Below are 21,509 nucleotides of genomic sequence, written 5' to 3'. Positions count from 1 at the left end.
CCTTGGCCGTTTTGTGCGATCCGGGGCGTGACGCCCGCCGGCCCGCTCGCTACCGCGGCGGCGCGGCGGCGGAGTCGCGCAGGACGAGCTGGACCGGCGCGGTGACGTGCGGCTCGGCGGGCGTCTTGCCGTCGATGAGGTCCAGCGCCATGCGGGCGGCGAGCTGCGCCATCTCGCGCGGCCGCTGGCGGATCGTCGTCAGTCCGGCCTCGGCGGCGAAGTCGCTGTCGTCGAAGCCCACAATCGACAGGTCGTCGGGGATGTGGATGCCGTAGCGCCGCGCGCGGAGGAAGAACGGAATCGCCCACGAGTCCTGGTGGACGCAGATCGCGGTGGGCGGGTCCGGGCGGCTGAGCAGGGTGGTGAACGCCGCGTTGACGAAGTCGTCGCCGTGCTCGACCGCGATCGGCGTGCCGGTCACGCTGTCCAGCTCGTCGCACAGCTCGGTGAAGCCGGTGACGCGGCGGTACGAGCTGAACCGCAGCGGTGAGATCGACCGCTCGTACAGGTACGCGATCCGGCGGTGGCCGAGGGCGACCAGATGCCTCACGAGGATCTGGGACGCGGCGGTGTCGTCGATGCCGACCGAGGCGTCGAACCCGGTGGTGGCGGCGATGTTGATGCCGACGACGGGGATGCCCATCGTGCGCAGCCGCTCGGACTCCTGCTCGGTGATGTCGAACGACGAGACGATGATCGCGTCGGCGTTGCGGTTGGCCGGCAGCTGGTCGAAGAAGCGGGCGCGGTCGTCGTCGTTGTCGATGGCGTAGAGGGACAGGTCGTAGCCGGTCTCGTGCAGCACCGAGTTCAGCCCCTCGAAGATGCGCGCCGAGAACCAGTCGATGTGCCCGCCGGTGACGAGCGCGATGCGCAGGGTCTGGCCGTTCTTGAACGCGCCGGCGGATCGGGAGACGGAGAAGTTGAGCTCGTCGGCCACCTTGAGCACCTTGGTGCGGGTGCGCTCCGACACCAGCTCGGGGCGGGTGAAGGTGCGGGAGACGGTGGAGACCGAGACCCCGGCCTCGCGGGCGACGTCGTTGACGCTGGCTCTCATCGGCCCTCCTTGCGTGGTGCGGTGCGGTGGTGCGGTGCGGTTGCGGGACGGCGGCCGCGTGGTCCGGCATGCGGTCCGGCCGTGCGGCGGTCCGCGCGCCGGCCCGGTTCCGCCGCAGGCGGCGGCCGGACGTCGGCCCGGCGGCCTTCGGTCCGGCTGCGATCCGGCCGCGGCCGCGGTGCGCCCGTGTGCAACCGTTGCCATTGTATCGTGCCCGGACCGCGCCGACGGCAGCGAACCGGTTAGCTGCGACACGCCGAACGTCGGGGTTTTCGGGGGATATCAGGCGTATATAGTGTGAGCGTTAACGACAGCGGTATTGCAACGGGTTGCAATAAACTCAGTCAAATATCATCAAAAACATAGGAAACTCAAGGAAGCCACGGATGTCATATACTGGTTTCCGTCACTATTCATTCTTACAAAGGAGTAAGTGTCCTATGAAAATCAGACGCTTGGTAGCGGCGCTGATTGCAACCGGTAGCATCGTGGCGCTTACCGGCTGCGGCGCGGACCCCGACGCGCCCGTGGTCGACACCCAGGCCGACAAGGGCCTCGAGGTCATGGGCGACGCCGTGATCTACGACCCCAACCACCTGGTCAACGACGGCCAGCCGATCACCGTCGAGTACTGGACGTGGGGCAACGCCTCCACCGACCCGATCTACTCGATGATCGACGAGTACGAGGCCATCCACCCGAACGTGCGCATCGACGTCACCGTGGTCGCCTGGGACGACTACTGGACCAAGCTGCCGCTGTCGGTCAAGGGCAACAGGAACGCCCCGGTGCTGTTCAACGTCCACAACTCCTACGACGCGCTGATCCGCCCGCACATGGAGCCGTACGACATCGACCTCGGCGACCTGGAGGCCGACTACTCCTTCGTCGACACGCACGTCGACGAGAACGGCGACGTCAAGTACATCGACTCGGTGATCAACACCGGCGCGATCTTCTACAACAAGACGCTGTGGGCCGAGGCCGGGCTGAGCGACGCCGACATCCCGACCACCTGGGACGAGCTCATCGCCGTCGCCCAGAAGCTCACCAAGGTCGAGGGCAACACGATGGTCCAGGCCGGCTTCAACATCAACGGCTCGTACTCCGCCATCTGGCAGGGGCTGAACTACCAGAAGGGCACGCTGATGTTCCAGGACGACGGCACCACCGCGAACTACGACTGCGAGACCACCAAGGAGAACCTCGAGTTTCTGCAGAGCCTGTACGACGAGTACGGCATCGGCTCCGTCAAGTTCGGCGACGACCGCGACCTGAGCTTCGGCAACGGGCAGAGCGCGATGATCTACGAATGGGGCTCCTACGTCGGCACGCTGGCGACCAACTACCCGGACATCGACTACGGCGTGTTCCCGACCCCGACCTTCGACGACGACGTGCCGTTCGCCTACGACCGCTACAACGGCGAGTCGACGCCCGGCATCAACACCCACCAGAGCGACGAGCAGAAGGCCGTCGCGCAGGACTTCATCCGTTTCATCCTCGCCAACGACGACTACATCCGCCTGGCGTCGCAGGTGCTCAACTCCCTGCCCGCCAAGATCTCGCTGCAGGACGACGCGGACATCCTGGCCAACCCGATGCTGGCCGCCATCGCCCCGCGGCTCGACCGTCTGATCTGGCCGGGCCCGACCCCCTCCACGCTGGAGACCAGCCCGCTCATCGCGTTCGAGAACGTGCTGCAGAACGGACAGGACATCGACGCCGCCGTCGCCTACAGCCAGCAGCTGATCGAGACGGACATGGAGGACAGCGCCTTCACCTCGATGGAGGACCGCTATGCCCACTACGACGAGCACAACTGACCCTAAGGAGAGAGAAATGAGTGACGCAACCTCAGGGGCGACGCGCGCCGTGCGCCCCGGCGGACCGGACCGCGGCCCGCAGGCCGCCAGGGGCGAGGGCGCCCGGCGGATCCTCGGACGCATCTTCACGATGCGCAACATCGCCGTGACCGTGCTCGTCGTGTATTTCGCGGTGTTCATGGCCTACCCGATCTTCAGCGCGTTCGCGGGCAGCCTGCACAAGTGGAACCCGCTGGTCGACCAGTACGACTGGGTCGGCCTCGACAACTTCGTCAGCGTGCTCACCGACGGGCTGTTCTGGAAGGCGCTGTGGAACACCGCGGTGTTCTCGTTCTTCTCGATCCTGTTCCGCGTGGTCATCGGCCTGGGGCTCGCGCTGCTGCTGAGCTCCAAGCTGGTCAAGTGCAAGGACACGCTCCGCGGCCTGTTCTACATGCCGACCATCACCCCGCTGGTCGCCGTCTCGTTCGTGTGGATGTGGATGTTCGACCCGCAGTTCGGCATGATCGACAAGATCACCGGCCTCGACATCAGCTGGCTCAACGATTCCAAGTGGGCCATGCCCGCGATCATCATCATGACCGTCTGGAAGGACTTCGGCTACGCGACCGTGCTGTACCTGGCCGGCATCATGGCGCTGCCGACCGACGTCTACGAGGCGGCGCAGATCGACGGCGCCAACGGCTGGCAGACGTTCCGCTCGATCACGCTGCCGCTGCTCAAGCCGACCACGCTGCTCATCGTCATCACCTCGCTGATCTCCTACCTGCAGGCCTACGTGCAGATCCTCGTGATGACCGAGGGCGGCCCCGGCACCGACACCTACACCATCAGCTACCTGATCTACGACCAGGCGTTCGAAAAGTACAACTTCGGCACGGCATCGGCGATGAGCGTCATCCTGTTCGTGCTGACCGGCATCCTGACGATCCTGATGTTCCGGGCGTCGGGCGACAACACGGAGGCGTGACATGAGCAAGACAACCAAGAAGGCGCTTTCCGTCGTCGTGACCGTGTTGCTGTTCGCGCTGGCGCTCGTCACGATCGTCCCGTTCATCTGGATGTTCGTCTCGTCGTTCGCGCCCAACAGCGAGATCGTCAAGATCACCGGCGGCATCTTCCCGACGCCGAGCACGGTCGACAACTACGTGAACATCCAGGAGACGTTCAACTTCTTCCGCCTGTTCGCCAACTCGCTGTTCGTCGCGGTGCTCAAGACCGTCATCATCATCTACGTGAGCGCCGTGCTCGGCTACGTGTTCTCCAAGATGCACTTCCGCGGCCGCAACGTCCTGTTCGGCATCGTGCTGAGCACGATGATGCTGCCGTGGGCCGTCACGATCATCCCGCAGTACGAGATGATGGTGCAGTTCGGCTGGCTCGACACCTACCGCTCGCTGATCGTGCCCGGCCTGGTCTCCGGCTTCGGCGTCTTCCTGTTCCGCCAGTCCATCGGCTCGATCTCCGACGAGATCATCGAGGCGGCGAAGCTCGACGGCGCCGGCGACGCACGCATCTTCCACCAGATCATCCTGCCGATGAGCCGCAACAGCATCGCGGCGCTCGCGATCTTCACGTTCCTGTGGAACTGGGAGGACTACCTGTGGCCGTTCCTGATGATCACGGACAGCGACAAGATGCTGCTGTCCGTCGGCCTGAAGATGTTCTCCGGCCAGTACGGCACCGACTACGGCGGCCTGTTCGCGGCGACCTCGCTGGCGATCGTGCCGGTGATCATCGTCTACATGGTCTTCCAGAAGCAGTTCATCGCCGGCATCGCCACCGGCAGCGGCAAATAGCCGCGCCCGCGGGCCGCGCCGGACGTGGGGCCTCCCGCGTCCCGGCGCGGCCCGCCTGCCTCGCCTCCTGTCCTCGCGATGGGGGCGAGGCGCTCCGGCGCCGTCCCCGGCTGCGGCGGCGGGACGAACCGCCTCGCGTTGGGCCGCCCGTTCGCCCCGCCCGTCCCGACAGCGCGGCGGGTCGATGCAAACGTTTGCAATACAATGGTGGGTGTTCGCACCCCTTCAACGACACAAGGAGTCAGGCACCATGTCTTCTCAGGACTTCCAAGGATTCGACCGGTTCCTGCGCGGGCTGAACCCCGGCATGGACCCGGCCGCCACGCTCCGCGGCGAGCATTGGCGCATCGGCATCATCACCGAGTCGCTGATCCGCCTGGAATGGTCGGACAGCGGCGAGTTCGAGGACCACGCCACGCTGACCGCGGTCGACCGCTCGTTCGCGCCGGCCGGCTCGGTGAGCTTCAGCTCGGGCGAGCGCGACGGCATGCTCGTCGTCGAGACCCCCGCCCTGCGCCTGACCTACGACCGCCGCCCGTTCAGCAAGGAGGGCCTGAGCATCGTGGTCAAGGGCGTGCCCGACTCCCAGTTCAACACCTGGCACTACGGCGACGACCCGCGCGGCAACCTGCGCGGCACCGCGCGCACGCTCGACGAGGCGAACGGCGCCATCGACCTGGGCCTCGGCGTCGTCTCGCGCGACGGCTGGGCCGTGCTCGACGACTCCGCGACCAACGTGTTCGTCACCGAGCAGACCGGCGGCGTCGAACCGTCCGGCGGCGCGAACCCGTCCGGCGCCGCGGACGGCGAGCGTCCCGCCCCCTACGGCGGCTTCGGCATCGCCCCGCGCGCCCACGCCGAAACCGATCTCTACTTCTTCGGCTACGGCCGCCGCTACCGCGAGGCCGTGCACGACTTCCAGCGCCTGTCCGGCCCGGCGCCGCTGCTGCCGCGCTTCGCGCTCGGCAACTGGTGGAGCCGCTACTACCGCTACTCGCAGGACGAGTACCTCGACCTGATGGACCGGTTCAAGGCCGAGGGCATCCCGTTCACCACCTCGGTGATCGACATGGACTGGCACCTGGTCGACGACGTCGACCCGCGCTTCGGTTCCGGCTGGACCGGCTACACCTGGAACCGCAAGCTGTTCCCCGACCCGAAGGCGTTCCTCGGCGCGCTGCACGAGCGCGGCCTGAAGACCACGCTCAACGTGCACCCGCGCGACGGCATCCGCGCCTTCGAGGAGCCGTACGCCAAGGCCGCGGCCACCGTCGGCGTGGACGCCGAGGCGCAGGAGCCGGTCGAGTTCGACCTGACCAACCCGCGCTTCGTCCAGGCGTACTTCGACATGCACCACGACCTGGAGGCCGACGGCATCGACTTCTGGTGGCTCGACTGGCAGCAGGGCGGCGTGACCCGTCAGCCCGGCCTCGACCCGCTGTGGGTGCTCAACCACCTGCACTACTGCGACTCCGGCCGCGAGGGCCGCTGGCCGCTGACCTTCTCGCGCTTCGCCGGCCCCGGCTCGCAGCGCTACCCGGTCGGCTTCTCCGGCGATACCGTGATCACCTGGGAGTCGCTGAGGTTCCAGCCGTACTTCACCGCCACCGCGAGCAACATCGGCTACGGCTGGTGGAGCCACGACATCGGCGGGCACATGTTCGGCTACCGCGACGAGGAGCTGGAGGCCCGCTGGTACCAGCTCGGCGCGTTCAGTCCGATCAACCGCCTGCACTCCAGCTGCTCGCCGTTCTCCGGCAAGGAACCGTGGAACTTCCACGAGCCGGTGCGCTCCGCGATGGTCGACGTGCTGCGCCTGCGCCAGGCGCTCACCCCGTACCTGCACACGATGAACTGGCGCGCCGCGCTCGACGGCGATCCGATCGTCGAGCCGATGTACTGGGACGAGCCGAACAACAACGAGGCCTACCAGGTGCCCGACGAGTTCCGCTTCGGCACCGAGCTGCTGGTCGCCCCGATCGTCGACCCGGCCGACAAGGCGTCGATGCGCGGCAAGGCCGACATGTGGCTGCCGCAGGGCGAGTGGTTCGACTTCTTCGACGGCCGCCGCTACCGCGCCGACGATCCGGCCGGCCGCCGCATGCAGGCCTGGCGCACGATCGATCGCATCCCGGTGTTCGCCAAGGCTGGCGGCATCGTGCCGATGCAGTCCGATCCGCTGGACAACTCCAGCGAGAACCCGGCCGCGCTCGACGTGCTCGTGTTCCCGGGCGCGGACGGCGCGTTCACGATGCGCGAGGACTCCGGCGTGTTCGCCGAGGTGTGCGGCGAGACGGCCGGCGCCCGGCCGCAGGCCTGCGCCGAGACCGCGATGTCGTGGCGCTGGGACGAGGGGCGCGCGCCGCAGTTCGTCATCGAGGCGGCCTCGGGCAACACCGCGGTGGTGCCGGAGCGCCGCGACTGGACCGTGGTGTTCCGCGGCGTCGCGCGGACGGCCATGCAGGTGATCGTCGGCGGCGAACCGTGGGACGGCGACCTGCTCGGCACCACCGTCGTCGACTACGACGCGGCGACGATGAGCCTGAGCGTGCGCCTGATCGACGTGCCGACCACGGCCCGCGTGCAGATCCTGTTCCCCACGGGGCTGCCGCTCGCCGAGTCGCCGGCCGTGGAGGACTGCGAACGCGTCCTGTTCGACGCGCAGATGCTGTACTCGACCAAGGAGGCGGCGATGTCGCTGATCCGCCGCTACGGCGTCGGCGCGATCGCCGGCCTGCGCGCGCTGGAGCGCGAGCCCGCGGGGGAGAAGGACTTCTTCGTCTCGCATATGCCGCAGAGCGTGATGGCGGCGCTCGAGGAGGTGCTGCTCAGGAGCTGAGCGCTGCCGGCCGCGCGCCGGATTGCGTCAGGGCCCGCACGGGAGGCGAAGGTCGCCGCCCGTGCGGGCCCTTGCCGTTCAAGGGCTTGGCGACCGCCCCGCCCGCGCCGCGTAACTCCGCGCTCCCGATACGTAGTCATCCGTCGTTCATCGACGGTTCGGCTTCGGCGTCAACTATTCACCGCCGTGAGGTCTTCATGTCGCGTGCCCGACGCTTTGCCGGCCTAGCGTGACGACGTGGGGAATCCCGTGGGAACCTCCCCGGAGTCGGCTGTGACGAAGGTCGGAGCAGCCGGCCGCACCCGAATCCGACGAAAGAGGCAAGAAGTGAAGAATCACAAGGCTTTGAAGGGGGCGCTCGCCGCGCTCGTCGCCGCGGCCACGCTCGCGGGCACCAGCGGCGCCGCGTTCGCCGCCGAGGGCAAGCAGGCCGCCGACCTGGCGGTGCACGGCGGCGCCCAGCGCATCGAGGGCGTGTACGGCAACCAGAACGCCAAGAACGTCATCCTGTTCATCGGCGACGGCATGGGCGACTCCGAGATCACCGTCGCCCGCGACTACCTGCACGGCGCGAACGGCTCGTTCGACGGCCTCGACAAGATCGGCCAGCCGAGCTACGTGGGCGACCCCAACGTCGGCACCGGCCAGTACACCACGTTCTCGCTCGGCGCCGGCATCGAGGACAAGGGCGAGCCGGCCGTCACCCCGGTCACCGACTCCGCCGCCTCCGGCTCCGCCTGGGCCACCGGCACCAAGACCTACAACAACGCGCTCGACGTGGACGCCTACGGCAAGCCGCAGCTCAACCTGACCGAGCTGGCGAAGGCCGCGGGCAAGGCCACCGGCAACGTGACCACCTCCGAGATCCAGGACGCCACCCCGGCCGCCCAGATGTCGCACTCCACGCTGCGCTCCTGCTACGGCCCGCAGGGCAAGACCGACGGTTCCGACAACAACGCCGACGCGCAGTGCGAGCCCGCGCAGCTCAAGGAGAACGGCGGCATCGGCTCGATCTCCGAGCAGATGCTCGACACCCGCGCCGACGTGACGATCGGCGGCGGCGCCAAGTACCTGCACCAGACCGTGCAGGCCGGCGAGTACGCGGGCATGACCGTGTGGGAGCAGGCCGAGGCCATGGGCTACGACACCGTCGAGAAGGACGTCGACGCGCTCAACGCCCTGGAGTACACCGGCAAGCCGGTCCTCGCCCTGATGGCGGACGGCAACCTGCAGACCCAGTTCGCCCCGTCCGTGGCCACCAAGCAGGACCCGGCCAAGGACGAGAACCCGATCCAGTGCGCGGTCAACCCCGACTGGCTCGGCAACAAGAACGCCAACGGCAACTCCGCCTCGCTCGCCGACATGACGGCCAAGGCCATCGACCTGCTCGAGGCCAACCCGAACGGCCAGAGCAACGGCTTCTTCCTGCAGGTCGAGGGCGCCTCGATCGACAAGCAGGACCACAACGCCAACGCCTGCGGCCAGATCGGCGAGACCGACGACCTCGACAAGGCCATCTCCGCCGCGCTCGCCAAGGTCGACCTGAGCGAGACCCTGATCATCGTGACCGCCGACCACGCGCACACCAGCCAGATCGTCGAGGAGCAGCCGAACTACGCGCTGAGCACCGTGCTTGAGTCCCCGGTCGACGGCGCCAGGATCACCGTGGCCTACGGCACCTCGCCCGACCAGATGTACGCGAACGACGACGCCCCGAAGTTCGACGAGGTCGAGAGCTCGATGTCGCACACCGGCACCCAGCTGCGCATCGCCGCCTCCGGCCCCGGCGCCCAGCGCGTCATCGGCCTGACCGACCAGACCGACAACTTCTACACGATCGCCAACGCGCTCGGCCTGGCCAAGACCTCCGAGGAGATCGCAGCCCTGTCCGACGGCGCCGACGCCCAGCTCGTCTCCGACGCCGACGCCGATACCCAGCGCGTCGAGTTCTCCGGCTTCGACGGCGACGCGGCGGTCTCCTACACGGTGGCCGAGTCCGGCGACAACGGCGCCGTGATCGTCAGCTCCGACGACATCGCCAAGAGCGCGACCGACCCGATCTCCGGCGTGCGCGTGCGCACCGGCCAGACCATGAGCATCGACCTGACCGGCAAGCTCACCGAGGGCAAGTCCTACACCGTGACCATCACCGGCAAGCAGTCCGGCAAGGTGGTGACCAAGGAGTTCCAGGCCCCGGCCGACAGCGTCTCCGGCATCGTGCCGGGCGAGAGCGTCGAGAACCCCGGCGACAGCCAGGCCGACGGCCAGCAGTCCGGCGTGGCCGGCGTGCTCGGCCAGACCGGTTCGGCGATTATCGCGGCCGTCGTGCTGGTCGCGGCGCTGGTCTCCACCGCGCTCGCGCTCAAGATGGTCAAGGACCGTCGTCGCTGAACGTGGGTATGACCCCTCCGGCGGCGCCGGGCGCGGTTGCGCCGCGTCCCGCCGCGGAGGGCCCCATGCCCTGAACCGATAGAACCGAAGATGGGACGGGATGACCCGTCGGACGCCCTGCGGCATGTGCCGCAGGGCGTTTTTGCGTATGGGGTCGGTTCACGGGATTCGCCGGCTGAATCCTGTGAACCGGAGGCATGTGCGATTGAACATTCAGGCGGCGGACGCGACGGCGGCATCGGGGCCGCGTCGTCGCAGCGGACCGAAATGGTGTGAAATCGGTGTGCGGATGAACAGGAGTCCGGTTCACAGGTTTCATCGGGGCGAAAGTGTGAACCGGCCGGTTCGGAGGGTCGTATGGGGGTCTGTGTCGGGTGCTGGAAAACGTGGGGTAAAAATCGGGGGGTATTGCGAATTTGTAGAAAATGTTTTTTCTAAAAGAATTATATCGATAAAAGCGTGGGTAACATGGAAGGATAGGGGGTATAGACCGGGTGGTTTTCGGGGTGTTAGCATCTGGAATCGGTATGGCCACGTGCCGGGGTCGTCGGGTGCGCCCTGTCGGGCGGTGCGGATGGCCGGAGAAAGCACTCGTACAGGGAGAACGGAAACATGCACAAGACCTATCGGCGTCGACAAGGGGGTGTTTCGTTCAGGTTGGTCACGGCCGTCGCCGCCGTGGCAATGCTGGCCACTTCGGCGATCGCCGGGACCGCGTTCGCGGCCGATGAGACCGGCGGCGACCGGATCATCCGGGACGCGATCCAGGCCGATTCGCCCGACCCGGGCACGGCGCCGGCGACGTCGCCGCCGGCGCCGCCGGCAGCGCGCTGTTCGTGGTGCTGAGCCTGTTCGTCGCGGGCGCGGGCGTGGCGATGTACACGAAGTCGCGCAACGCGCGCAACGCGATGCGCGACTGAACGGCATGACGGCCGCCGTCGCGGTCCGGTCCGTGCGGGGCCTGCGCGGACCGGACCGGCCGACGGTTCGCTGAAAGCGCGTGGTCGGCACCTTCCGGCGGGGTGTCGGCCATCGGTGCGTGTGAAGCCGTATGTGGAGATGGCTGCCAGCGGATTTACAGCATAGTGACGGGTTTTCGTCACCTAACCAGTGAAACCTATGGACGCAAACGCGGAAAGTGGGAGTAGTTATGACACGTAACGCGGATACAGCAACATTCAGCGCCCGTGAGATCAGATATCTGCAGTCGTTGCCCGCCGTCGAGCGGGTCGCGCAGAACCGTATCCACTACACCGAGGAATTCAAACGCGACTGCATACGCCAGTACGAGGCGGGGGAGTCGCCCGCGCAGATCTTCCGGCGTGCCGGACTGGATTCCTCGCTGATCGGATACAAACGCATCGAGCGATGCATCGCTCGATGGCGGCGGTACTTCAAGACGGAGAAGCCCGATGGCGCGGTCAGGCGGCAGGGCGTCGGCGCCGCCGACGCGAGGGGCGGCATCGAACCGGTTGGGGCTGCGGCGGACGGCATCGGCTCCGGCGTGCCGGCCGAAGTCGGGTGCGGCGGTGCCGGTGGCGTCGGGCATGCCGGCGAAGCGGGCGGCGAGGCGCGGAAACGCGAGCGCGCGGAAGATGGGGGCGGCGCCGCGCCCGAGCGCGATGGTGCTGCGATCGGCTTCGAGGGTGGTGTCGTGAACGGTGATGCGAGCGGGGCCGTGGACGACGTGGAGTCCGGGGACGTTCCGGAACCGGACCGGCATGCCGAATCGTCGGGGCGCGGACGGACATCCGGGCATGCTCGCACGACCGGTCGTGATCGGGCGGGTGTGCGTGGCCGAACGGCCGGGGCCGAGCATGCCGGCTCGCGTGGCGGCCGCGACGGTCGCCGCGCCGGGTCCGCCGGGGACGTGCGCGTCGGACGGTTCGACGTGCCGGAGTCCCAGCGGTGGACGCAGCCGGTCACCCCGCCGGTCGGCCACGCGCGCAAGGACGACGACGAGCTGACGTCCATGGAGCTGTCGGCGCGGTATGAGCCGGCCGCGCCGGAGCGTGGCCGCGGGCGCGGCGACGCGGACATCTACGGCCTGATCATCATGCAGCAGGCCCGGCGCATCGACCAGCTCGAACGGCAGCTGGAGCGGCTGCGCGACGAGATGCGCCGCGGCGCGACCGCTCGCTGACGTTTCCGTGGCCGGGCTTGTCGCCGGCCGCATCTGATATGGGCGGGGCTCCTTATTATCACTTATCGCATAAGTGATAATAAGGAGCCCTGTTCGTATCACATTGACAGTCGGGGCGGGGTATGTCTTCTTCGCCGTGCGTTGACGCTTCGTTAACGCCGCCTCAACCCCGCCGCATAGTCGTCGAGCACGTCGATGATGCCCTTATGCTCCCACACCCGGTTGCGTCGCCCTCCGGTTGTCACGGTGAGTATGTTTCGTTCCGTCAGCGTGTCCAGACTGCGGTACGCCGTCATCGCGGATATGTGCATCTCCCGCATCAGATACTCGGCGTTGACGATCGGCTGTCCGACCAGCAACGGCAGGGCGCGCCATGCCGCCGCATCCGCGCGGATCCCGCGCAGGGCCGTCCTTGCCTGATTCAGTTGCGCGGCAAGATCGTCTACCAGTTTGCGACCGGAGGCTGCGGCGAAGCGGCATGCCTGGGCGAAACACGAGATGATCGGGGTTGCATCGCCCTGTCGGTAACGCTGCAATGCTTGGAAGTATCTGTCGGTGTCGGTGAGCAGCCCGGCGGATACCGGCGGCGTTGTGTGGGTCACCAGTCCCTTGTTGTGCAGCAGTGCATGAATCAGTGCCCGCCCGACGCGCCCGTTGCCGTCGGCGAACGGGTGGATGGTCTCGAACTGGGCGTGCGCGATGGCGCATTGTGCGATGACGGGGAGGTCGTCGCGCCGGACGAACTCGAACAGATCGGCCATGCAGCTCGGAACCAGGTCGGCCTCCGGCGCCACGTAAGAGGCGTGCCGCGGTCCGTGCCCGCTGCCGCCGATCCAGACCAGCTCGGTGCGGTACCGGCCCGCATATGGCTCCCATCCCTGCTGCGTGGACAGCAGCGCCCGGTGCATGCGCAGCACGTTGTCCTCGCACAGGTCATCTGCCAGTTGCAATGCCGACTCCATCGCCGCGACATTGCCGGATATCACGGCGGCGTTATCGTTGCGTTTGCCTTCGCCCAGCTCCTGGAGCGCCAGGGCCCGTGCACCGGCGGTCAGATGCTCGATTTGAGAGGACGAGGTCGATTCCGTGCGCAGCAGCACCGCGGACATCGGACCGAGCGTGCGTGTGTGCCGGTCGGCCGCGGCATGGTCGTCGCGACCTGCCGCGTCGTCGAACCTCCGGCCCGCATAGGCGTCGAAATCGGCGAGTCTGGCGGCGGTTTCCTCCAGGTCGGCGGCTATGTCGGCCGGGAAGACGATGTCATGGTCCGCAATCCGTGACGGTATCGCCGAACGGTACGGACCGGTCTCCTTGAGACGCTGCGTGCGTGACAGATAGGTCCCATCTCGGGGACGCCAGTACCCGTTGTGCCAAGCGGGGGCGGGCAGGGTGATGGTGGGGGCGGCGGAGCCGATATCCGATGTGGTCATAGTTTCTTATTATCACATATGCGATAAGTGATAATAAGGGTGATGTTTATTACCACTTATCCGCCGGTGAGGGTGATGTCGGGCGTGCTGTGTGCCGAGGCGGGGCGTCGCTGTCGCGGGCCCTCGGCGTACGCCGCGCGCGCTGGTGGTGCAGTTGCGTTAGCTGTAGTGGATTTGGAGGTTTGCGGACATCGATCTGCATTAGGTGAGGTGGGCTTTGGGGCGTACCCCGAGTATGACTGGCGGAATTCCGCGGGTCGTACTCGGGATATGGCGTTCCGGTGCCTCACGTAATGCGATTTGGTGTCTGCAAGGCCCCGAATTTGCTACGCGTAATCAAGAAACCACTCCGCGGGGCGGCAATCCTGGCCGCGAATTTGGGTATCGTGCGCCGGTTCTGATGGGCCCGGGAACGGGCCGGCACCCGCCCGTTCCCGGCACTTTCGAGCGGTGTGCCTGCGCGGCGCGGGGCGGCGCGGGATGACTGTAGGCCGGTGCGGTGTGAGTGTGGCCGGTGCCGGTCCGTTCCCCGGGGCTATCCGGTGTCCAAGGGTGGCGTCGGCCGTTTCCCGGGGGCATTTCGATGCCTGCGTTGACCCGGCATGTGAGACATCCTTGGAGCCGGGCGAGCGCCTTGGCATCCGGGGCGCACGTGAATCGCTCGGCCGCCACGCCTCTCGCGCCGCAATCCTCCGCGCCCTCGCCATATCGCCCAAAAATTCCCTCAAAACCGGGAATAATAACTTGCGTCCCAAAGTTGAGTGGTGTAGGCTCAAGTTTTGGAAGCACCCAGAACCTGGGCGAAAGACGTAACGACAACCGAACATAAAGGAGCGAAACAATGGGACGTGCAGTAGGCATCGATCTCGGTACCACCAACTCGTGCATCGCCACGCTTGAGGGCGGCGAGCCGACCGTCATCGTGAACGCCGAGGGCGCCCGCACCACGCCGTCGGTCGTGGCGTTCAGCAAGTCCGGCGAGATCCTCGTCGGCGAGGTCGCCAAGCGCCAGGCGGTCACCAACGTCGACCGCACCATCAGCTCGGTCAAGCGCCACATGGGCACCGACTGGACCGTCGAGATCGACGGCAAGAAGTGGACCCCGCAGGAGATCTCCGCGCAGATCCTGATGAAGCTCAAGCGCGACGCCGAGGCCTACCTGGGCGAGCCGGTCACCGACGCGGTCATCACCTGCCCGGCGTACTTCAACGACGCCCAGCGCCAGGCCACCAAGGACGCCGGCACCATCGCCGGCCTGAACGTGCTGCGCATCATCAACGAGCCGACCGCGGCCGCGCTGGCCTACGGCCTGGAGAAGGGCAAGGAGGACGAGCGCATCCTGGTCTTCGACCTCGGCGGCGGCACCTTCGACGTCTCCCTGCTGGAGATCGGCAAGGACGACGACGGCTTCTCCACCATCCAGGTCAAGGCCACCAACGGCGACAACCGCCTGGGCGGCGACGACTGGGACCAGAAGATCATCGACTGGCTCGTGACCGAGGTCAAGAACAAGTACGGCGTCGACCTGTCGAAGGACAAGATCGCGCTGCAGCGCCTGAAGGAGGCCGCCGAGCAGGCCAAGAAGGAGCTGTCGAGCTCGACCTCCACCACCATCTCGATGCAGTACCTGGCGATGACCCCCGACGGCACCCCGGTCCACCTCGACGAGACGCTGACCCGCGCCCACTTCGAGGAGATGACCTCGGACCTGCTGGGCCGCTGCCGCACCCCGTTCAACAACGTGCTGGCGGACGCCGGCATCGGCGTGGGCGACATCAACCACGTCGTGCTGGTCGGCGGCTCGACCCGTATGCCGGCCGTCAAGGAGCTCGTCAAGGAGCTGACCGGCGGCAAGGAGGCGAACCAGTCCGTCAACCCGGATGAGGTCGTGGCCGTCGGCGCCGCCGTGCAGTCCGGCGTCATCAAGGGCGACCGCAAGGACGTCCTGCTGATCGACGTGACCCCGCTGAGCCTCGGCATCGAGACCAAGGGCGGCATCATGACCAAGCTGATCGACCGCAACACCGCGATCCCGACCAAGCGCTCCGAGGTGTTCTCCACCGCCGAGGACAACCAGCCGTCCGTGCTCATCCAGGTCTACCAGGGCGAGCGCGAGTTCGCCCGCGACAACAAGCCGCTGGGCACCTTCGAGCTGACCGGCATCGCCCCGGCGCCGCGCGGCGTCCCGCAGATCGAGGTCACCTTCGACATCGACGCCAACGGCATCGTGCACGTGTCCGCCAAGGACAAGGGCACCGGCAAGGAGCAGTCGATGACGATCACCGGCGGCTCCGGCCTGCCGAAGGACGAGATCGACCGCATGGTCAAGGAGGCCGAGGCCCACGAGGCGGAGGACAAGAAGCGCCGCGAGGACGCCGAGACCCGCAACCAGGCCGAGTCCTTCGCGTACCAGACCGAGAAGCTCGTCAACGACAACAAGGACAAGCTTTCCGACGACGTGGCCAAGGAGGTCACCGACAAGGTCAACGAGCTCAAGGAGGCCCTGAAGGGCGAGGACATCGAGGCCATCAAGACCAAGCAGTCCGAGCTGATGACCTCCGCCCAGAAGATCGGCCAGGCGCTGTACGCCCAGCAGGGCGCCGCGGACGCCAACGCCGGCGCCGCGTCCGGCTCCGCCAACAACGGCGGTGACGACGACGTGGTGGACGCCGAGGTCGTGGACGACGAGGACAACAAGTAATCGAGGCAGGCAATCATGTCTGAGTTCAACAAGGACGATTACCTGAACGACCTGCCGGACGCCGACGACTTCGCGGACGCCTCCGCGAAGCCGGCTCCGGCCGGTTCCGGCCCCGCCGCGGGCGGTTCCGAGGAGCCGTCCGCCCCCGAAGGCGCCGCCGCGCCCGCGGGCGACGCCGCGACGGGTGCCCCGACCGACGCTTCGGCCGAGGCGGACGCCGCCTCCGGCGACCAGGCCTCCGATGCCTCCGCGTCCGACGCCGGTGCCGCCGGCTCCGGCGATGCGGCGGCCGACGACGCATCCGACGCCGCCCAGCAGGGCGACGACACGCTGACCCCGCTCGGCAAGGCCAAGCAGGAGGCGGCCGAATACCTCGAGGCGCTGCAGCGCGAACGCGCGGAGTTCATCAACTACCGCAACCGTGCGCAGAAGGAGCAGGAGCGCTTCCGCCAGCACGGCATCATCGACGTGCTCACCGCGCTGCTGCCCGCGCTCGACGACATCGACCGCATCCGCGAGCACAGCGAGATGGACGACTCGTTCAAGGCCGTCTCCGCGAAGATCGACAAGGCCTTCGAGAAGTTCGGCGTCGAGAAGTTCGGCGAAAAGGGCGAGGAGTTCGACCCGACCAGGCACGACGCGATCCTGCACCGGCCGGATCCGAACGCGGACAAGGAGATCGTGGACACCGTGGTCGAGGCGGGCTACCGCATCGGCGACCGCGTGATCCGCGCCGCCCGCGTGGTCGTCGCCTCCCCGCAGAACTGACGACGCTGGCGACGGCGACGCACGCCGCTCCGCCCCGGACGACGGGCGGCATATGCCATCGCGGCTGCTGTGCGATCGACTGCCGAAACGCAGCCGACCACACAGCAGCCGCGCACCATCCATCCGCTTCTGCGCCACAGGAGTTTCCACTGACATCGATGCTTATGAAAGGAGGCAGCGAGAATGGCAGAGAATGAATGGCTATCCAAGGATTTCTACAAGGTCCTCGGTGTCTCCAAGGACGCCACCGAGCAGGAGATCACCAAGGCCTACCGCAAGCTCGCGCGCCAGTACCACCCCGATCTGAACAAGACCAAGGAGGCCGAGGAGAAGTTCAAGGACATCTCCGAGGCGTATGACGTGCTGAGCGACAAGGAGTCGCGTCAGAAGTACGACGCGATCCGCCAGTTCGGCATGGGCGGCGCCCGGTTCGCCGGCGGCGCCGGGGGCGGCGGCTTCGACGCCGGCGGCTTCTCGGACATCTTCGGTTCGATGTTCGGCGGCGGCGACGGCTCGCGCATCCGCTTCCAGACCTCAGGCAACGGCGCGAACATGAACGACATCTTCTCGATGTTCGGCAACATGGGGTCGGGCGCCGGCCCGTACGGCGCCGGCGGCCAGTACGGCGGCTACCGGCAGGAGGCCCCGCGGCCCGAGCGCGGCGAGGACCGCAACTCCACGATCACGCTGACGTTCCGCCAGGCGGTCAAGGGCGCGACGGTCTCGCTGGGCGCCGACGGCAAGAAGTTCAAGACGCACATCCCCGCCGGCGTCAAGGACGGGCAGAGGATCCGCCTGGCCGGCAAGGGGCGGCCGGGCCGCAACGGCGGCAAGGCCGGCGACCTGTACCTGCAGGTCAACGTCAAGTCCGACGACCGCTTCACGATGCGCGGCCGCGATCTGGTGACGACCCTGCCGGTCACCGTCGGCGAGGCCGTCTGCGGCGCGAAGGTCGAGGCCAAGGACATCGACGGCAACCCCGTCGTCTTCAAGGTGCCCGCCGGCTCGTCCAGCGGCACCGAGGTGCGCGTCGCCGGCAAGGGCGTCAAGGCGTCGAACAGCGCCGGCGACCTGGTCGGCCGCGTGGAGATCCGCGTGCCCTCCAAGCCCGGCATGGGCCTGAAGCGCGCCGCCAAGGACTTCGACAAGGAGTCCGGCGACTTCGCCGACCAGCTCGCCGCGCAGCGGTGACGGGCGACGGGGCGATGGGCCCGTTCGCGGGCGCGCCCCGGCCCCTTCCGGGCCCGACCCGGAGCCGGGACGCACTCCGGCATCATGACAACCATCAGACAACGAATCGGCGCGGCGGCGCACGGGGCGTAAAGGAGGAGCCATGGCACGCATAGCCCAGCAGATACGGCGACTCTACGACATGTGCGCCACCGCCATCGTCACCGGCCGCGCCGATCTCGACGGCGCCAGCGAGGTCGGGTTCGACATCGAACTGCCCGTGTTCACGGTGGGCCGCGCGGCCGAACTGGCCGGCGTCCACCCGCAGACGCTCCGCCAGTACGACCGTCTGGGGCTCGTCGTCCCGCAGCGCACCGAGGGCGGCGCGCGCCGCTACTCGCTGCGCGACGTGTCCCGGCTGTCCCACGCGCAGCGGCTCAGCCAGGACGAGGGGATCAACCTGGCCGGCGTGACGCGCATCCTCGCGCTCGAGGAGGAGAACCGCGAACTGCGCCGGCAGGTCGCCCGGCTGCGCCGGCCGCAGGGCACGAGCGTGTTCGCCGCGGACGCCGACGGCGACATCGTCGAGATCCAGCAGGAGAGCAGCGCCCGCCGCTGGCGCCGCCAGATCAAGGTCGACCCGCGCGCGCTGCCGTCGCGCAGCACCCGGTACGGTTCCGCCGACGCCGCCGACCCCGGCGATTCCCAGGCCATCGTCGTGTGGGGCGTGCGGTAGCCGTCTCTTGCGATGCCCCGCGCGCCGACGGCGCTGATCGAGGCCGCGCGCCGGCCGCGCTGCGCGGCCGCACGTCGCGGACTTCTGGTGAGATGGAGACGACGCGAATCGACATGACGGGACGCGGACGCGGCTCGATTCCCGAGAACCGGGCGTCACGGGCATACCGGGTCGGCACCCGGAACGTGACGCCCCGGCGACCGCCGTCATCGACGCCGCGGACGACATACATACGGCGCATACATACCGACGCGAGGTGAGGCATGGAACTGAAAGCGGTGTTCTGGGACCTGGACGGCACCCTGATCGACTCGGAGCCGTTGTGGCACCAGGGCGAGATCGTGCTCGCCCACGCCAACGGCGGCGAATGGACCGAGGAGGACGGCTGGGCCGGCTCGGGCACGCCGGTGCCGGACGTGGCCCGCCGCATGATCGCCAAGGGCTGCACGCTGAGCGTCGAGCAGATCGACGTGCGGCTCAAGCGCTACGTCTTCGAGGCCGAGCAGGAGCGTCTGCCGTGGATCGACGGCGTGCTCGACGTGGTGCGCTCGCTCAAGGACGCGGGCGTTCCCTCGATGCTGGTCTCCACGTCGCCGCGCCCCATCGTCGAGAACGTGATGCGCCAGGCCGTCGGCCTGTTCGCCGGCTACGTATGCGGCGACGACCCCGTGGCGCACAAGCCCGATCCCGCTCCGTACCTGGAGGCCGCGCGGCGCCTCGGCATCGCCGCGGAGGACATGCCCGCCACGATCGTGTTCGAGGACTCGTCGTCCGGTCTGCGCTCCGGCGTGGCCTCCGGGGCGACCGTCATCGCGCAGACCGGGTGGATCCGCACCGACACCTCCGGTCTGGGGCAGTACACTTCGATCGATTCGTACGCGGGCGTGACCGCCGAGACGCTGGACGCGCTCGTGCGCGAACGGCTTGGGCGCTAACTGCATTAGCTGTAGCGGATTCGAGGGTCTGCGGACATCTATCTGCATTAGGTGAGGCAATCTTTCGGCCTACCCCCGGGTATCGGCCGCGGAATACCGCCGGTCGTACCCGGGGGTATGGCGTTCCGGGTGCCTCACGTAGCGCAGTTGGGTGTCTGCAGACCCTCATATCTACCGCACCTAGGCAAGGAACATCGATGTACTTGCCCGCCGGCCGCCCCGTGGACTCGGCCCACAGGTCAGGGCATGCGGTCCGCTCGATCACATCCGTGCCCGGGCACAGGCCTTGAGCGAGGCGTCGGCATTCGGGCTTTCCGCGACCGCGCGGAACACGGCCTGCGCCTCCGCCGGATGGCGTGACGCGAGATCGACGACGCCCAGATTGTACAGCGCGCGGCAGTCGCCGTTCGCGGCGGCACGCGCGTACCAGCGTCCGGCCGCGGCATGGTCGCGCGCCACGCAGCGCCCGCCTCGGAAATACAGGTTGCCGAGAAACCGCATCGCGGCGCCCGCCCCCGCATTCGACGGCAAGTGCCGCACCGGCACGGAGAACGCCGGCACCGGGCCTCCCGCCGTTCGAACGTCCGGTTGCACCATGCGCAGCCGTTCCATCATCTGCGCCGCCGACGGACGCTCCGAGGCGCGCGGCCGCAACGCGAGCCGGCACAGCTCGTCCGCCCACGACGGCATTCCGGGCACCAGGTCGGACGGTGTCTGGACCAGTCGCGGCGGGTGCAGGCCGCCGGACGTCTCGGACCGTGGCATCCTGCCGGTCAGCAGCTCGAACATGAGCACGCCGGCCGAGTACACGTCGCTGCGGTCGTCGACCGGCTCGCACCGGCGCTGCTCGGGCGAGGCGTACTGCCCGCTGCCGACCTGCTGCCCGACGACCGTCATCGCGTCGCCGTCGGTGCCGAACGAGCGCGCGATGCCGAAGTCCATCAGCCTGACGCACCCGGACTCGTCGATGCCGATGTTGCTCGGCTTGACGTCGCGATGCACGAACCCCAGCCGGTGGATCTCGGACAGCCCCTCGAACACCTCGACCATCAGCCGACGCACGTCCTCGGGGCGGAACGTCGGCGTCCCCCCGTCCAGGTGCATTAGTTCGTGCAGCGTGTGGCCACGCACGTACTCCATGACGTAGTACGGCGACCCCGCGGCGTCCGTGCCGATGCCGTACAGGGCGGGCACGTGGTGCGTGACGCCGGCCAGCGCGAGGATGCGCTGCTCCCGGGCGAAACGGCGGCGGAACATCTCGTCGTCGCGCAGGTCGGCACGCATCTGCTTGATGGCCACCTCGCGGTCGTACAGGAACGTGTCGCGCGCCAGCATCACCCGGCCCATGCCGCCCTCGCCGAGCCGGCGGACGATGAGGTAGCGGTTGTCGAACATCACCGCGGTGGGCGGGGTGGGCGCGGAGCGTTGGACGTGCACAATGTGCGGGTTGGACGTGGTGGGCTGATTCGCCGGGCCATCCGCCGGGCCATTGCTGGGGACGTAGCAGGCGGTGGGCCGGTCGTTGGCGTGTGCGGTGGTGCCGGTCATGGCTGTTCCTTTCGATGGATGGGTGGGCATATGGGGCGGTGGGTGGAAGCGCGGCCGGGCGTCGGCTCTGCGGCGCGGCTCGTCCTGCGGCCGGTCCTGCGTCTGGTCCCGCGGCGTGGCCGGCTCTGCGGCGCGGCTGGCCGTGCGGTGCGTCTGGCCGACGGCCTCG

The 21,509-nt window shown here is 68.0% G+C and carries 16 protein-coding genes; 12 read left to right on the top strand and 4 right to left on the bottom strand.

Going from position 1 to position 21,509, the window contains the following annotated elements; translation table 11 throughout:
- Positions 1-49 precede the first annotated feature (49 nt).
- Positions 50-1,054: a LacI family DNA-binding transcriptional regulator gene (locus KIH73_RS04495; protein ID WP_219081029.1), complete on the bottom strand. Its 1,005-nt coding sequence runs from the start codon at positions 1,052-1,054 to the stop codon at positions 50-52.
- A gap of 440 nt (positions 1,055-1,494) precedes the next feature.
- Between KIH73_RS04495 and KIH73_RS04490 the strand changes: the two genes are divergently transcribed.
- The 6 genes from KIH73_RS04490 (at position 1,495) to KIH73_RS04465 (ending at position 10,755) form a co-directional block, all read left to right on the top strand.
- Positions 1,495-2,880 (top strand): ABC transporter substrate-binding protein, encoded by a 1,386-nt coding sequence (locus KIH73_RS04490; RefSeq protein WP_219081028.1) that lies wholly within the window; start codon positions 1,495-1,497, stop codon positions 2,878-2,880.
- Positions 2,881-3,010: 130 nt separating this feature from the next.
- Positions 3,011-3,850 (top strand): carbohydrate ABC transporter permease, encoded by an 840-nt coding sequence (locus KIH73_RS04485; protein ID WP_236022586.1) that lies wholly within the window; start codon positions 3,011-3,013, stop codon positions 3,848-3,850.
- Position 3,851: 1 nt separating this feature from the next.
- Entirely contained in the window at positions 3,852-4,679 is an 828-nt protein-coding gene (locus KIH73_RS04480; RefSeq protein WP_219081026.1) for a carbohydrate ABC transporter permease, read from the top strand.
- 250 nt (positions 4,680-4,929) lie between these two features.
- The gene (locus KIH73_RS04475; RefSeq protein WP_219081025.1) at positions 4,930-7,518 is read left to right on the top strand and encodes a glycoside hydrolase family 31 protein; all 2,589 of its coding nucleotides are present in this window, start codon (positions 4,930-4,932) and stop codon (positions 7,516-7,518) included.
- Between the two features lie 327 nt (positions 7,519-7,845).
- Positions 7,846-9,909, top strand: coding sequence for an alkaline phosphatase (gene phoA, locus KIH73_RS04470; RefSeq protein ID WP_219081024.1), 2,064 nt, complete (start codon positions 7,846-7,848; stop codon positions 9,907-9,909).
- Positions 9,910-10,521: 612 nt separating this feature from the next.
- The gene (locus KIH73_RS04465; RefSeq protein ID WP_219081023.1) at positions 10,522-10,755 is read left to right on the top strand and encodes a hypothetical protein; all 234 of its coding nucleotides are present in this window, start codon (positions 10,522-10,524) and stop codon (positions 10,753-10,755) included.
- A 271-nt stretch (positions 10,756-11,026) separates the two neighbouring features.
- Here KIH73_RS04465 and KIH73_RS11195 read toward each other — a convergent pair whose 3' ends face one another.
- Positions 11,027-11,632, bottom strand: a complete 606-nt coding sequence (locus tag KIH73_RS11195; protein WP_219081021.1) for a hypothetical protein — start codon at positions 11,630-11,632, stop codon at positions 11,027-11,029.
- 66 nt (positions 11,633-11,698) lie between these two features.
- Between KIH73_RS11195 and KIH73_RS04455 the strand changes: the two genes are divergently transcribed.
- Positions 11,699-12,052, top strand: a complete 354-nt coding sequence (locus KIH73_RS04455; RefSeq protein WP_219081019.1) for a hypothetical protein — start codon at positions 11,699-11,701, stop codon at positions 12,050-12,052.
- 152 nt (positions 12,053-12,204) lie between these two features.
- Here the strand turns inward: KIH73_RS04455 and KIH73_RS04450 are convergent, their stop codons facing one another.
- Positions 12,205-13,482, bottom strand: coding sequence for a Fic family protein (locus KIH73_RS04450; protein WP_219081017.1), 1,278 nt, complete (start codon positions 13,480-13,482; stop codon positions 12,205-12,207).
- Positions 13,483-14,323: 841 nt separating this feature from the next.
- On the opposite strand from KIH73_RS04450, the gene dnaK reads away from it, so the two are divergent.
- The 5 genes from dnaK to KIH73_RS04425 all read left to right on the top strand — a co-directional run bounded on the left by dnaK (position 14,324) and on the right by KIH73_RS04425 (position 19,792).
- Complete coding sequence (dnaK, locus tag KIH73_RS04445) at positions 14,324-16,183, top strand: molecular chaperone DnaK (RefSeq protein WP_219081015.1); 1,860 nt, start codon at positions 14,324-14,326, stop codon at positions 16,181-16,183.
- Positions 16,184-16,198: 15 nt separating this feature from the next.
- Entirely contained in the window at positions 16,199-16,951 is a 753-nt protein-coding gene (gene grpE, locus KIH73_RS04440) for a nucleotide exchange factor GrpE (RefSeq protein ID WP_219081013.1), read from the top strand.
- A gap of 183 nt (positions 16,952-17,134) precedes the next feature.
- A complete protein-coding gene (locus KIH73_RS04435) occupies positions 17,135-18,142 on the top strand; it encodes a DnaJ C-terminal domain-containing protein (protein ID WP_219081010.1) in 1,008 nt (335 codons plus the stop codon).
- Positions 18,143-18,284: 142 nt separating this feature from the next.
- Positions 18,285-18,857 (top strand): heat shock protein transcriptional repressor HspR, encoded by a 573-nt coding sequence (locus KIH73_RS04430; RefSeq protein WP_219081008.1) that lies wholly within the window; start codon positions 18,285-18,287, stop codon positions 18,855-18,857.
- 263 nt (positions 18,858-19,120) lie between these two features.
- The gene (locus tag KIH73_RS04425; protein WP_219081006.1) at positions 19,121-19,792 is read left to right on the top strand and encodes an HAD family hydrolase; all 672 of its coding nucleotides are present in this window, start codon (positions 19,121-19,123) and stop codon (positions 19,790-19,792) included.
- 261 nt (positions 19,793-20,053) lie between these two features.
- Here the strand turns inward: KIH73_RS04425 and KIH73_RS04420 are convergent, their stop codons facing one another.
- The gene (locus tag KIH73_RS04420; RefSeq protein ID WP_219081004.1) at positions 20,054-21,340 is read right to left on the bottom strand and encodes a serine/threonine-protein kinase; all 1,287 of its coding nucleotides are present in this window, start codon (positions 21,338-21,340) and stop codon (positions 20,054-20,056) included.
- Positions 21,341-21,509 lie beyond the last annotated feature (169 nt).

Source organism: Bifidobacterium phasiani, from assembly GCF_019331775.1.
GTDB lineage: Bacteria > Actinomycetota > Actinomycetes > Actinomycetales > Bifidobacteriaceae > Bifidobacterium > Bifidobacterium phasiani.
The sequence above is the reverse complement of the archived record's forward strand: the minus strand, read 5'-3'. Positions and strand labels throughout refer to the sequence as shown.

What these genes read in the sequence shown, in the direction of transcription:
- dnaK (WP_219081015.1), top strand. Translation starts at nt 14,324, where the DNA reads ATGGGACGTGCAGTAGGCATCGATCTCGGTACCACCAACTCGTGCATC.
- KIH73_RS04420 (WP_219081004.1), bottom strand. Translation starts at nt 21,340, where the DNA reads ATGACCGGCACCACCGCACACGCCAACGACCGGCCCACCGCCTGCTAC.
- KIH73_RS04465 (WP_219081023.1), top strand. Translation starts at nt 10,522, where the DNA reads ATGCACAAGACCTATCGGCGTCGACAAGGGGGTGTTTCGTTCAGGTTG.
- grpE (WP_219081013.1), top strand. Translation starts at nt 16,199, where the DNA reads ATGTCTGAGTTCAACAAGGACGATTACCTGAACGACCTGCCGGACGCC.
- KIH73_RS04475 (WP_219081025.1), top strand. Translation starts at nt 4,930, where the DNA reads ATGTCTTCTCAGGACTTCCAAGGATTCGACCGGTTCCTGCGCGGGCTG.
- KIH73_RS04490 (WP_219081028.1), top strand. Translation starts at nt 1,495, where the DNA reads ATGAAAATCAGACGCTTGGTAGCGGCGCTGATTGCAACCGGTAGCATC.
- KIH73_RS11195 (WP_219081021.1), bottom strand. Translation starts at nt 11,632, where the DNA reads ATGCCGGTCCGGTTCCGGAACGTCCCCGGACTCCACGTCGTCCACGGC.
- KIH73_RS04435 (WP_219081010.1), top strand. Translation starts at nt 17,135, where the DNA reads ATGGCAGAGAATGAATGGCTATCCAAGGATTTCTACAAGGTCCTCGGT.
- KIH73_RS04495 (WP_219081029.1), bottom strand. Translation starts at nt 1,054, where the DNA reads ATGAGAGCCAGCGTCAACGACGTCGCCCGCGAGGCCGGGGTCTCGGTC.
- KIH73_RS04425 (WP_219081006.1), top strand. Translation starts at nt 19,121, where the DNA reads ATGGAACTGAAAGCGGTGTTCTGGGACCTGGACGGCACCCTGATCGAC.
- KIH73_RS04480 (WP_219081026.1), top strand. Translation starts at nt 3,852, where the DNA reads ATGAGCAAGACAACCAAGAAGGCGCTTTCCGTCGTCGTGACCGTGTTG.
- KIH73_RS04485 (WP_236022586.1), top strand. Translation starts at nt 3,011, where the DNA reads ATGCGCAACATCGCCGTGACCGTGCTCGTCGTGTATTTCGCGGTGTTC.
- KIH73_RS04430 (WP_219081008.1), top strand. Translation starts at nt 18,285, where the DNA reads ATGGCACGCATAGCCCAGCAGATACGGCGACTCTACGACATGTGCGCC.
- KIH73_RS04450 (WP_219081017.1), bottom strand. Translation starts at nt 13,482, where the DNA reads ATGACCACATCGGATATCGGCTCCGCCGCCCCCACCATCACCCTGCCC.